The sequence below is a fragment of the Streptomyces sp. NPDC046465 genome, assembly GCF_040646035.1.
In the GTDB taxonomy this organism is placed as follows: Bacteria; Actinomycetota; Actinomycetes; order Streptomycetales; family Streptomycetaceae; genus Streptomyces.
Map to the genome: position 1 here is coordinate 272086 of NZ_JBEYZK010000008.1, position 12083 is coordinate 284168.

The 12083-nt window shown below is 69.8% G+C and carries 10 protein-coding genes; 4 read left to right on the plus strand and 6 right to left on the minus strand.

Annotated elements, in window-relative coordinates:
- The first annotated feature begins 491 nt into the window (after positions 1-491).
- The 3 genes from ABZ953_RS15245 (at position 492) to ABZ953_RS15255 (ending at position 3254) form a co-directional block, all read left to right on the plus strand.
- On the plus strand, positions 492-1109 hold the full coding sequence (locus tag ABZ953_RS15245; protein WP_361722623.1) for a DUF6230 family protein: 618 nt from the start codon (positions 492-494) through the stop codon (positions 1107-1109).
- A gap of 161 nt (positions 1110-1270) precedes the next feature.
- Entirely contained in the window at positions 1271-1831 is a 561-nt protein-coding gene (locus ABZ953_RS15250; RefSeq protein ID WP_361722626.1) for a DUF6114 domain-containing protein, read from the plus strand.
- Positions 1821-3254 (plus strand): hypothetical protein, encoded by a 1434-nt coding sequence (locus ABZ953_RS15255; RefSeq protein ID WP_361722629.1) that lies wholly within the window; start codon positions 1821-1823, stop codon positions 3252-3254. Before ABZ953_RS15250 ends, ABZ953_RS15255 begins: the two co-directional genes overlap by 11 nt.
- Before the next feature lie 85 nt (positions 3255-3339).
- Here ABZ953_RS15255 and pyk read toward each other — a convergent pair whose 3' ends face one another.
- The 3 genes from pyk to pta all read right to left on the minus strand — a co-directional run bounded on the left by pyk (position 3340) and on the right by pta (position 8175).
- Positions 3340-4770, minus strand: coding sequence for a pyruvate kinase (pyk, locus tag ABZ953_RS15260; protein ID WP_361722632.1), 1431 nt, complete (start codon positions 4768-4770; stop codon positions 3340-3342).
- 73 nt (positions 4771-4843) lie between these two features.
- A complete protein-coding gene (locus ABZ953_RS15265) occupies positions 4844-6058 on the minus strand; it encodes an acetate kinase (protein WP_361722635.1) in 1215 nt (404 codons plus the stop codon).
- Positions 6059-6084: 26 nt separating this feature from the next.
- Positions 6085-8175 carry a phosphate acetyltransferase gene (gene pta, locus ABZ953_RS15270; RefSeq protein ID WP_361722638.1) on the minus strand — a complete coding sequence of 697 codons (2091 nt, stop codon included), beginning with the start codon at positions 8173-8175 and terminating at the stop codon, positions 6085-6087.
- 281 nt (positions 8176-8456) lie between these two features.
- Here pta and ABZ953_RS15275 point away from each other — a divergent pair, with 281 nt between their 5' ends.
- Positions 8457-9482, plus strand: a complete 1026-nt coding sequence (locus ABZ953_RS15275) for an ATP-dependent 6-phosphofructokinase (protein ID WP_361722641.1) — start codon at positions 8457-8459, stop codon at positions 9480-9482.
- A gap of 37 nt (positions 9483-9519) precedes the next feature.
- On the opposite strand, the gene ABZ953_RS15280 is transcribed toward ABZ953_RS15275, so the two are convergent.
- The 3 genes from ABZ953_RS15280 to ABZ953_RS15290 all read right to left on the minus strand — a co-directional run bounded on the left by ABZ953_RS15280 (position 9520) and on the right by ABZ953_RS15290 (position 12064).
- The gene (locus ABZ953_RS15280; protein ID WP_361722644.1) at positions 9520-10230 is read right to left on the minus strand and encodes a helix-turn-helix transcriptional regulator; all 711 of its coding nucleotides are present in this window, start codon (positions 10228-10230) and stop codon (positions 9520-9522) included.
- 119 nt (positions 10231-10349) lie between these two features.
- Complete coding sequence (locus ABZ953_RS15285) at positions 10350-11408, minus strand: hypothetical protein (protein WP_361722647.1); 1059 nt, start codon at positions 11406-11408, stop codon at positions 10350-10352.
- On the minus strand, positions 11405-12064 hold the full coding sequence (locus ABZ953_RS15290) for a hypothetical protein (protein WP_361722650.1): 660 nt from the start codon (positions 12062-12064) through the stop codon (positions 11405-11407). Before ABZ953_RS15290 ends, ABZ953_RS15285 begins: the two co-directional genes overlap by 4 nt.
- Positions 12065-12083: the final 19 nt, after the last annotated feature.

The window sequence follows — 12083 nt, forward strand, 5'->3', positions numbered from 1 at the left end:
TGGGCGTATTCGCCCGTTCATATCCCGTTCTGCTCCGGCCCGTTGAGCCACCGTCCGTGGCCGACCGATACCGCGCGGTCGCGCTTCGGTTATCCGGCCGTTACTAGCGAGTAACGAACCCCCTTGTGCGGGGGCCGAGAATGCACCACGATCGGCGACGCTCGGTCCTGTAACCCGCAGCCCGACAGCCAGTCGGGAGCGGGGTTTCTGGGTCCCCACCGAGCAGGCCGGTGACGCCGTCGCCGGTCTTGGACAGGGGGGTCTCTGCCGGTACCGGTAGGGCCTGTCCGCGAGGTTGTGCGTGATGCGTCAGGTGCGACCAGTGGTTGTCGCTCGGGGGTGATCGCCGGTGCTGAGTGGTGCGGTTGCGCGCCTCCGATGCAGGCGCTCTCCTTCCCGAGGACGTAGCACTTCTCCCATCCCTGCCCGGCTGAACCGCCCGAACGGGAGCAGTCAGGGCCGGAGATGTACGTCCGAGAAGGAGGAAAGTCATGGAGTCCGTGGCTCGTGGCGGAACCAGATGGAAGCGGTTCGCCGTGGTCATGGTGCCGAGCGTCGCGGCGACTGCCGCGATAGGCGTCGCCCTGTCCCAGGGTGCGCTCGCGGCATCGTTCAGTGTGTCAGGTCAGCAGTTCAAGGTGACTGCGAAGGAGCTCAACGGTACGGGATTCGTCCAGTACGGAGCCCTTGACAGCGGCAAGTCGGGTCACCACCCGGTCGCCGTCGTCGGTCTCGAAAAGGCGACGATCACCAACCTCTGCCAGTCGGTGGTCGTGCCGGTCCCGGTCTTCGGCGATGTGTCGATGACCCTCAAGGCCGGTGGCGGAGGTGGCCCGAAGGTACAGGCCAGGAAGCTCTACATCGACGCCGATGACCTGAAGGCCAATGCGACGTTCACCAACGTCGACATCGGCGTCTCGGTCGACCAGACCACCAAGGGCCCTGGTCCGGCGAAGGGCGACAAGTACGCCCCGGACTCGTTCGCGCAGCAGGCCGACAAGGTGAAGTTCACCGACGTCAAGCAGCGTGCGTGGGCGACCACCGCCGGCACCTTCAAGCTCTCTGGCCTCGGCATGTCGGTCAAGAAGGGCAAGCACGAGTGCTACTAGGGCAGTTGATGCCCTAGCGGGTCGCATCAGGCGGTCCGGTGCGCACTCGGTGCGATGAGAACGGCCGGGCGCGGGGGCGCGACGGCACATGACGGAGCCGTCCCCGTGCCCGAAACCGCACGACACACAGAACCAACGCCATTCCCGAGGAGCTGTACGACATGAGCGCCGAAGCGCAAGTGGGACTGGGCGACAGGCTCGGCCGGATGCGCCGATCGTTCCGAGGGTGGCGCGGTCAGCGCCCGTTCTGGGGTGGTCTGCTGACACTCCTCGGCGGCATCCCGATCATGTACTTCCCGTACGCGAACCTCACGCTCGGCACGATGACGATCCGGATGGCGACCACCGCCGGTGCCGGATCGCTGATCATCGGCGTGCTGTTGGTCGTGCTCGGCCTGACCATGTGGTTCCAGCCGCACTCCCGTGTCTTCGCGGGCGTCGCGGCGATTCTGCTCGCCCTGGTCTCCCTGGTGGTCTCCAACTTCGGCGGATTCGTCATCGGCTTCCTGCTCGCCCTGATCGGTGGCGCCCTCAGCGTCTCCTGGGCCCACGCGAAGCCTGCCGGTGAGCCCGCGGGACGCAAGGCCAAAGAGTCCGGCGGCCCCGACGGGGCCCTCGGGTCGCCCGCCGTGGCCGGCGCGGGTGGGGTGAGCGGCGAACAGGACGATCTGTCAGGAACGAGCCCGACGAACGGGACGAACGGGAGGCACCGTGCCGGCTGACGAGGTGCACCACGAGGGCTTCGCGGGGGAGCCCCGTGCGAGAACCGGGCCGCGCCACGCGGCACCCAGGAAGCCGCTGCTGACCCGGCTGCAGGTTCCCGCGGGCAAGGCGATAGCCATCGCCGCGATGCCCACCGCCGTGCTCATGGGCATGGGCCTGACCCCGACGCTCGCGCAGGCCAAGCCGGGTGTTCCGGACAACCCCTTCCAGGACGGCCCGTGTGTCACGGCGCCGGACAAGGACGCCGAGAGCGATGCGGAGAAGGACGCCGCGGCCAAGGCGAAGGAAGAGGCGGCCAAGAAGGCGGCCAAGGACGCCAAGGACGCCAAGGGTTCGGACGAGGCCAAGGGGTCGGACAAGGGCAAGGGGGAGGACGGGAAGGACGAGGGCAAGAAGGACGGCGCCGAGAAGCCGGACCCGTCGACCCCGCCCTCCTCGGGCGACAAGGCGGACCCGGACGACAAGGCCGGGCCCACTGATCCGTCCACCGGTGAGAAGGACGGCGCCGAGGAGCCCGAGAAGACTCCGGAGCCCACCAAGACCAAGAACCCCTGGGACCCGCTGGGCGTGGGCGACGCGCTCAAGGACGTCTTCACGCCCGACAAGGACAAGGACGAAGCCAAGGACGAGGCCGAGAAGGAGCCCGAGTCCCCGGCGCCGTCCGGCTCGAAGTCCACGTCCCCCGAGGACGCGCTGAAGGACACCACCGACAAGGTCACCAAGCCGGTCGACGACACCGTCGGCAAGCTGGGGGACGGCGTCAAGGACGGCGTCAAGGACGGCCTCAAGGGCGGTCTCAAGGACGGCAAGGACACCGCCGACGACGAGGCCGACAAGCTGAAGGAAAAGGCCGACAAGCTCAAGGAAGCGGCCGAGAAGGCGGCGAAGGACGCGGCGAAGGACAAGGCCGAGGACTCGATGGCGCCGGACGAGAACGGCAAGAAGCCGTTCCCGTGCGTGGTCGAGAAGAAGGTCGACGGAGACGTCGAGAAGCCGCCCTCGCCGATCCCGAACCAGCCGTGGAACCTGGAAGCCAGCTCGCTCACTCTCAAGGGCGCCGACTACCAGGGCGTCGTGAACCTGACGATGCCCAACGGCCGGAGCAAGCAGGCCCTGAAGTACGTCGTCCAGAACACCGACATCGGTGACCTGCACCAGATCGTCGAGGGACCGGCCGGCAAGAAGTACCACGTCGAGGCCGCCAAGGGTTCCACGTCCACCATCCGGGGCGGGGAGACCACGATGTACACCGAGCGGATCTCGGGCAAGCTGTTCGGGCTGATCCCGATCACCTTCGACCCCGAGCACCCGCCGCCGCTGAACATTCCGCTGATCCACTTCACGGATGTGAAGGTGCAGCAGGCGGGCCAGTTCGGCGGGAATCTGACGATTCCCGGACTGCACCAGTCGATCACCGACTGAGCCGGCCGCACGACAGACGCCGAGGGCGCCCCCTGGACCAGGGGGCGCCCTCGGCGCGTACGGGGGACGGGGGCGGACCCGACCGTCAGTCGCGGCCGCCGTTGCCCAGGTGGTGGACCCGCACCATGTTGGTGGTGCCGGGGACGCCGGGGGGCGAACCCGCCGTGATGACGACCGTGTCGCCGTCGTTGAAGCGCTTCAGCTTGATCAGCTCGGCGTCGACGAGCTCGACCATCGCGTCGGTGTTGTCGACGTGCGGCACGACGTAGGTGTCCACGCCCCAGCTCAGCGCGAGCTGGTTGCGGGTGGCCTCGTCCGTGGTGAAGGCCAGGACCGGCTGGGCCGCGCGGTAGCGGGAGAGACGGCGGGCCGTGTCACCGGACTGCGTGAAGGCGACCAGCGCCTTGGCGCCGAGGAAGTCGGCGATCTCGGCGGCGGCACGGGCCACCGAACCGCCCTGCGTACGCGGCTTCTTGCCGGGCACGAGCGGCTGCAGGCCCTTGGAGAGGAGCTCCTCCTCGGCCGCCGTGACGATCTTCGACATCGTCTTGACGGTCTCGATCGGGTACGCGCCGACACTCGACTCGGCGGACAGCATGACCGCGTCGGCGCCGTCCAGGATCGCGTTGGCGACGTCGGACGCCTCGGCGCGCGTGGGGCGCGAGTTGGTGATCATCGACTCCATCATCTGGGTCGCGACGATCACCGGCTTGGCGTTGCGGCGGCACATCTCCACGAGGCGCTTCTGCACCATCGGGACCTTCTCGAGCGGGTACTCGACGGCCAGGTCGCCACGGGCCACCATCACGGCGTCGAACGCCGCGACGACGCCCTCCATGTTGGCGACGGCCTGCGGCTTCTCCACCTTGGCGATGACGGGGACTCGGCGGCCCTCCTCGTCCATCACCTTGTGGACGTCCTTGACGTCGCTCGCGTCGCGCACGAAGGAGAGGGCGACCATGTCGCAGCCCATCTTCAGGGCGAAGCGCAGGTCGTCGACGTCCTTCTCGGAGAGCGCGGGCACGTTGACGGCCGCGCCGGGCAGGTTGATGCCCTTGTGGTCGGAGATGACGCCGCCCTCGACGACGATCGTCTTCACCTGCGGGCCGCTCACCTCGACGACGCGCAGCTCGACGTTGCCGTCGTTGATCAGGATCTGGTCGCCCTTGGAGACGTCGCCCGGCAGACCCTTGTAGGTCGTGCCGCAGATCGACTTGTCGCCCGGGACGTCCTCGGTGGTGATGGTGAACTCGTCACCGCGCACCAGCTCGACGGGGCCCTCGGCGAAGGTCTCCAGACGGATCTTGGGGCCCTGCAGGTCGGCGAGGACACCGATGGCCCGGCCGGTCTTCGCGGCGGCCGCACGGACGCGGTCGTACCGCCCCTGGTGCTCGGCGTGCGTGCCGTGGCTGAAGTTGAATCGGGCCACGTTCATGCCGGCCTCGATCAGCGAGACGAGCTGCTCTTCGGAGTCGACGGCGGGGCCCAGCGTGCAGACGATTTTGGAACGGCGCATGGGGCGATCCTATCGGTTTGTTTCGCTACGGAATATTCCGTCTGGTGGAATCTACAAATGGGCGGAAGTCCGCTCAGGCGTTGCGGTCGGAGATCAGCGCATGCGTCTGCGCGGCGATCTCCAATTCTTCGTCGGTCGGCACCACGGCGACGGCGACGCGAGCGTACTCCGGCGAAATGAGCCGGGCTTCGTCGGAACGTACGGAATTGAGCGCGCCGTCGACCGCGAGCCCCAGCTCCTCCAGGCCCTGCACCGCCGCCTCCCGCACCGGGGCGGCGTTCTCGCCGACACCCGCGGTGAAAGCGATGGCGTCGACGCGGCCGAGAACCGCGTAATAAGCACCTATGTACTTCTTCAGACGGTGGATGTAAATGTCGAAGGCGAGCGCGGCCTCTTCGTCTCCTTCGTCGACCCGGCGCCTGATCTCCCGCATGTCGTTGTCGCCGCAGAGCCCGATCAGGCCGCTCTTCTTGTTGAGCAGCACATCGATCTCGTCGATGGACATTTTCCCGACCCGGGCCAGATGGAAGATGACCGCCGGGTCCAGGTCACCGGAGCGGGTGCCCATCACGAGCCCCTCGAGCGGCGTGAGCCCCATCGAGGTGTCGACACACTTCCCGCCCCGCACGGCGCTCGCCGAGGCGCCGTTGCCCAGGTGCAGCACGATGACGTTGGTGTCCTCGGGCGCCTTGCCGAGCAGCTTCGCCGTCTTGCGCGAGACGTACGCGTGGGACGTGCCGTGGAAGCCGTAGCGCCGCACGCGGTGCTCGTCGGCGGTCTGCACGTCGATCGCGTAGCGCGCCGCGGACTCCGGCATCGTCGTGTGGAAGGCGGTGTCGAAGACGGCGACCTGCGGCAGGTCGGGGCGCAGGGACCGGGCGGTGCGGATGCCCGTGATGTTGGCCGGGTTGTGCAGCGGGGCGACCGGGACCAGGCGCTCGATCTCCGCGAGCACCTCGTCGGTGATCACGGTCGGCTCGGTGAACTTCAGGCCGCCGTGCACCACCCGGTGGCCGATCGCGGCAAGTTCGGGGGAGTCGAGGCCGAGGCCGTCCGCCGTCAGCTCGTGGGCGAGGGCCCGCAGCGCCGCCTCGTGGTCGGCGATCGGCTCCTCGCGCTCCCGGGACTCGCCGCCACCGGCCAGCGGGGTGTGCTTGAGCCGCGAGGTCTCCTCGCCGATCCGCTCGACCAGGCCGACGGCGAGGCGTGAGCTGTCGCGCATGTCGAGCAGCTGGTACTTCACCGACGAGGAGCCGGAGTTGAGGACGAGTACGCGCGTTGCGGTCACTGATTCGGGGCGCTTTCTGTGGGGGGTCAGCCGGCGGCCGGGGTGGGCGTCTGCGCCTGGGCCTGGATGGCGGTGATGGCGACGGTGTTGACGATGTCCTGGACGAGCGCGCCGCGGGAGAGGTCGTTCACGGGCTTGCGCAGGCCCTGCAGGACCGGGCCGACGGCGATCGCGCCGGCCGAGCGCTGCACGGCCTTGTAGGTGTTGTTGCCGGTGTTCAGGTCCGGGAAGATCAGCACGCTGGCCTGGCCCGCGACGTCCGACCCGGGCAGCTTGGTGGCCGCGACGGAGGGCTCCACGGCGGCGTCGTACTGGATCGGCCCCTCGATCTTCAGGTCGGAGCGCTGCTCGCGCACCAGCTCGGTGGCCTCGCGCACCTTGTCGACGTCGGCGCCCGAACCGGACGTGCCCGTCGAGTACGAGAGCATCGCGATGCGCGGCTCGACCCCGAACTGCTGGGCGGTGGCGGCGGCCTGGACGGCGATGTCCGCGAGCTGCACGGCATCGGGGTCCGGGTTGACCGCGCAGTCGCCGTACACGAGCACCTTGTCGGCGAGGCACATGAAGAACACCGACGAGACGATCGAGGCGTCCGGCTTGGTCTTGATGATCTCGAAGGCGGGCCGGATGGTCGCGGCCGTGGAGTGCACGGAGCCCGACACCATGCCGTCGGCGAGCCCCTCCTGGACCATCAGCGTGCCGAAGTAGTTCACGTCCGCCACCACGTCGTGCGCGAGCTCGAGGGTGACGCCCTTGTGGGAGCGCAGCTCCGCGTACTTGGCGGCGAAACGGTCCCGCAGCTCGGAGGTCTGCGGGTCGATCAGCTCGGAGTCGGCGAGGTCCACGCCGAGGTCCGCGGCCTTCTTGCGGATCTGCTCGACCGTGCCGAGCAGCGTCAGGTCGCAGACGCCGCGGCGCAGGAGCACGTCGGCGGCGCGCAGCACCCGCTCCTCGGTGCCCTCGGGCAGCACGACGCGACGCCGGTCGGAGCGGGCCTGCTCAAGGAGCTTGTGCTCGAACATCATCGGCGTGAGCCGGTCGCTGCTCGGCGCCGAGACACGGACCAGGAGGTCCGCGGTGTCGACGTACCGCTCGAAGAGGCCGAGGGCGGTCTCCGCCTTGCGGGGCGTCGCCGCGTTCAGCTTGCCTTCGAGCGCGAAGAGCTCGGCCGCCGTGGGGAAGGACCCGCCGGAGACCGCGATCACCGGCGTGCCGGGCGCGAGGCGGTCGGCGAGGGTGAGGATCTCCGGGCCCGGCTGCTCGTTCAGGGTCAGCAGGACGCCCGCGATGGGCGGCGTCCCCGCGCTGTGCGCGGCGAGCGAGCCCACCACGAGGTCGGCGCGGTCGCCGGGGGTGACCACCAGGCAGCCCGGCGTCAGGGCGTTCAGGAAGTTCGGCAGCATGGCGCCGCCGAAGACGAAGTCCAGGGCGTCGCGCGCGAGCCCCGAGTCGTCGCCGAGCAGCACGCGGCCGCCGAGGGCGTGGGTGATCTGCGCGACCGTGGGCGCGGAGAGCGCGGCCTCGTCGGGCAGGACGTAGCAGGGGACGGGGAGGCGGGCCTTCAGGGGGGCGTGGATCTCGTCGCGGTCGGCCGGGGCCACCCGGTTGGTGATCATCGCGAGGACGTCGCAGCCGAGCGAGTCGTACGCGCGGTAGGCGTTCCGCGTCTCGGCGCGCACCGACTCGGCCGTCTGGTTCTTGCCGCCGACCACGGGCAGCACGGAGGCGCCGAACTCGTTGGCGAGGCGGGCGTTCAGCGCGAGCTCGTCCGGCAGCTGGGTGGCGGCGAAGTCCGTGCCGAGGACGAGAACGACTTCATAATCCCTCGCGACCCGGTGGAACCGGTCGACGAGCCGGGAGACCAGTTCGTCGGTGCCCTGCTCGGCCTGGAGCGCCGACGCCTCGTGGTAGTCCATGCCGTACACGGTCGTCGCGTCCTGCGAGAGGCGGTAGCGCGCCCGCAGCAGATCGAAGAGGCGGTCGGGGCCGTCGTGGACGAGCGGCCGGAAGACCCCGACCCGGTCGACCTGGCGGGTGAGGAGCTCCATGACTCCCAGTTCGACGACCTGGCGACCGTCGCCCCGGTCGATCCCGGTCACGTACACGCTGCGCGTCACGCGTGCTCCCCTTCTTCGCTTCCGTCGCTGTCCGCGGACCCGGCGCGGCTGCCGGGCGAGCTGGACAAATTATCCGATATCGCGGCTGTGCCCTCTTGACAATACCTCTGCGGCTGAATAGACGGCCCGCCGGACGAAAGGCCCGGCAGAGGCGGTACCAAGGTCCCTGCCCGCCCCTCGATCAGACATCCGTCGGACATCCGTGAGCGGCGACCCCTTTGTGGCCATGGAACAATCGGATCGGCTCACAAGTACCAGCAGCGAGCAGGAGACACAGCGCGATGCGTATCGGAATTCTCACCGCGGGCGGCGACTGCCCCGGCCTCAACGCAGTGATCCGGTCGGTCGTGCACCGCGCCGTGACGCATTACGGCGACGAGGTCATCGGCTTCGAGGACGGCTACGCGGGCCTGCTCGACGGGCGCTACCGCGCCCTCGACCTGAACGCCGTCAGCGGCATCCTCGCCCGCGGCGGCACCATCCTCGGCTCGTCCCGCCTGGAGCGCGCCCGCTTCCGCGCGGCCTGCGACAACGCCAAGGAACTCATCGAGAAGAGCGGCTTCGACGCGCTCATCCCGATCGGCGGCGAAGGCACCCTGACGGCGGCCCGCCTGCTGTCCGACGCGGGCGTGCCGGTCGTCGGCGTCCCCAAGACGATCGACAACGACATCTCCTCCACCGACCGCACCTTCGGCTTCGACACGGCGGTCGGCGTGGCCACCGAGGCGATGGACCGCCTCAAGACCACCGCCGAGTCCCACCAGCGCGTGATGGTGGTGGAGGTCATGGGCCGCCACGCGGGCTGGATCGCCCTGGAGTCCGGCATGGCCGGCGGCGCGCACGGCATCTGCCTGCCGGAGCGTCCCTTCGACCCCGCCGACCTGGTCGCCCTCGTCGAGGAGCGCTTCTCGCGCGGCAAGAAGTTCGCGGTGATCTGCGTCGCCGAGGGCGCGCACCCGCAGGACGGCACGATGAACTACGGCAAGGGCGCGATCGACCAGTTCGGCCACGAGCGCTTCCAGGGCATCGGCACGGCCCTGGCGTACGAGCTGGAGGCCCGGCTCGGCAAGGAGGCCAAGCCGGTCATCCTCGGCCACGTCCAGCGCGGCGGCACCCCCACCGCGTACGACCGCGTCCTCGCGACCCGCTTCGGCTGGCACGCGGTCGAGGCGGTGCACCGCGGCGACTACGGCAGGATGACGGCGCTGCGCGGCACGGACATCACGATGGTGCCGCTCGCGGAGGCCGTCACGGAGCTGAAGACGGTCCCGAAGGACCGGATGGACGAGGCGGAGTCGGTCTTCTAGGCCCCCGTACCCTCGTCGGCCCGGGGCGGGCGGGATCTCAGCCCCGCCCGCCCCGTACCAGCGACCAGAAGTGTTCGAGGATCCGCTCAAGGAAGTCCCGTCCGGCCTCCCCGGACGCGTCGGAACCGGCCCCGCCGCCCCAGCTCAGCGTGCGCGTCATCCGGGACTGGTAGTCCTCGTGCATCTGCCGCAGCGCGCCCTCGACGTGCCGCTTCTCCACCGGCAGCAGCTTGGCCACCGGCCGCACGTATCCCTGCCACCGCGTCGTGACGGCGCTGCGCAGCAGCTCGGCGAGCGCGTCGGCCCGCCCTGTCACCGTGACGAAGTCGGCCGCTGAAAGGGCCAGGACCCGGGCCAGGGCGGCGGACTGCCGCTCGTTGCCGCGCCAGGTACCGGTCTCCTCCATGCGCAGATACGACTGGATCTCCACGCCCGCCTCGCGCGCCACGTCCTCCGGTGCGAGCCCGCGCGCGAGCCGGTGCTCGCGCAGGGTCCGCGCGGCCCCCATCAGATCCCCCGGCGAGCACCACAGGGTGGCGGCCAGCGCGGTGAGCTCGGCGGAGGTCGGCGCGGAGAGCCCCCGCTCCCAGGAGGCGATGGTGTCGGCGGTGACGTACGCGAGGCCGTAACTGGCCCGCATCCCGTAGGCGACATGGCCGTGCGCCATCCCGAGCGCCTCCCGCAGGCGCCGGGCGGCGGGGAAGTTGAAGGGAGGCGTCGGCTGGTGCGGCGGTTGGCTCGATTGCACGGGCACACCGTAGGCGCCTGCGGGGTCGGTGACTACGGTGTGTTTCTACGAGGTTGCTGATTGGTGGGAAGGTACGGCTGCCGGAACCGCGCGCACCCGGCCCGGCGGACCGTCTCGCGTCAGCGGTTGACGGACTGGACCTCCTGCACCACCACGTCCTGCTCGGCGCCGAACTCGCCGTCGGGCAGCTGCTGTTCGCCGTTCACACCGGTGCCCGTCCAGTGGATCTTCCACGTCACCGTGGCCTTCAGCGGGTACGATCCTTCGCCCGAGGAGCGCAGGTACTTCACGCCGCAGGGCGGGGTCTCCTTGGCCTTGCCCTTGGCGTAGGGCGTGCCGATCTTGTCGCCGACGAGGTCGCAGACACCGTCCGCGGGGTACGTCTCCGCGTCCGCGGTGCCGGGGTCGATCTTGAGGGAGACGGGTTCGGCGGTCGTCGTCGCCTCGATGCCGAGGACATCGACCCTGGCCGTGACCGACACCGGCTTGAACTCCGCGCCGTCCAGCCAGGCCCAGGTGGGCAGGTTCACCTTGGTCGCGGCGTCGGGGGCCAGCTTCACCTCGGTGCCGGGGACGCGGATCCTGGCGTACGCGAGTTTCGCCAGGATCTCCGGGTCGAGGGCGGGGAGGTCGGCGGGCGGCGGCTCGTTCTCGTCGACCCAGAAGGTCTCCTTGGTGCACTTGTCCCAGCCGGGCGGGTACGTCTTGTTGGGGAACGCGGTCCACCAGTAGCCCTTGCCGGCCTTGTCGAGGTTGAAGTTCTTGTACGGCTCGCCCTTGACGTAGCGCTTGCGCTGCTCCAGGTCCCACTGGGCGCCCGTGGAGTCGACCGACCAGATCGCCTCGCGCTCCTTCTTGAACTGGGCGGGGGTGTAGGTGGGGCCGTACCAGCAGGGCGGCGGGCTGTAGTCGCCCGCGGGGGCGATGGGCCCGGCCTTGGGGCCCGAGCCGTTCTTGGAGTCGTCGTAGCGGATGCCGCCCGCGGTGGCAAGCAGCGAGCCGTCACCGCCGTCCTCGGTGGGGCCCTGGGCGTCGCCGTTCGCGGTGCCGCCGTGGCCGGTGCGCGCGGCCGCGGGCGCCGGGAGCAGCAGCGCCGCGGCCATCGCCACGGCTCCGGCGGCAATGAGTGGCCTGAGTGGCTTGAGGGGCTTGAGGGGCTTGAGTGGCTTCCTGCTCATGGCTGGCATGTGTCGTTCCCCCGGTCGGATGTGGTCGTCTCGGTGACCCAGACGCCCTGATCGTTCACGTGCAGTCGGCTGCTGTAGAGCACGAAGTCGTCCTTGGACGGCGCCGCCGCCTTCGCGGTCTTCCCCGTCTTCAGGCTCTTGTTGTGCGCCTTGCGCTGGTCCTCGCAGTAGACGACGCCTGCCGTCCTGCCGCCCGTGAGGTCCACCCGGGCGTTGAAGTAGCGCTTGGTGCCGGTGATCCGGTCCTTGTACTTGACGTACTCCTGCACGAACTTCTGGCTGCCGGCCGCGGCTTCGCCCTCGGAGTAGAACCGGTAGGCCTTGTGCAGGGGCTTCTGCTCGGCGATCGCCAGGTCGACGGCCTTCAGGTACTGCTCGGTGTCGGCCAGGACGGCGTCCTTCTTCTTGTCACCGGTCTTGTTCCACTCGAACTCGTACGTCAGGTCCGACGGAAGCTCGATCCTCGGCCGCTCCGCGACGTCCTGCGCGGGCTCGTCCGGCGGCGTCGATTTCTTGCCGTCCCCCTGGTCCGCACCGGCGATCTTGTCGTCGTCCTTGGACGTGTCGTCGTCGCTGCCGCAGGACGTCAGGAGCAGGGCCGCGGCCGCGGTGAGGGCGGCCGCCGCGAGGCGGAGAGGGCGGTTCACTGTCGGCTCCTGGCGAGGT

Coding starts and splice junctions, on each gene's coding strand:
- ABZ953_RS15250 (WP_361722626.1), top strand. CDS start 1,271: ATGAGCGCCGAAGCGCAAGTGGGACTGGGCGACAGGCTCGGCCGGATG.
- ABZ953_RS15285 (WP_361722647.1), bottom strand. CDS start 11,408: ATGAGCAGGAAGCCACTCAAGCCCCTCAAGCCCCTCAAGCCACTCAGG.
- pyk (WP_361722632.1), bottom strand. CDS start 4,770: ATGCGCCGTTCCAAAATCGTCTGCACGCTGGGCCCCGCCGTCGACTCC.
- ABZ953_RS15245 (WP_361722623.1), top strand. CDS start 492: ATGGAGTCCGTGGCTCGTGGCGGAACCAGATGGAAGCGGTTCGCCGTG.
- ABZ953_RS15275 (WP_361722641.1), top strand. CDS start 8,457: ATGCGTATCGGAATTCTCACCGCGGGCGGCGACTGCCCCGGCCTCAAC.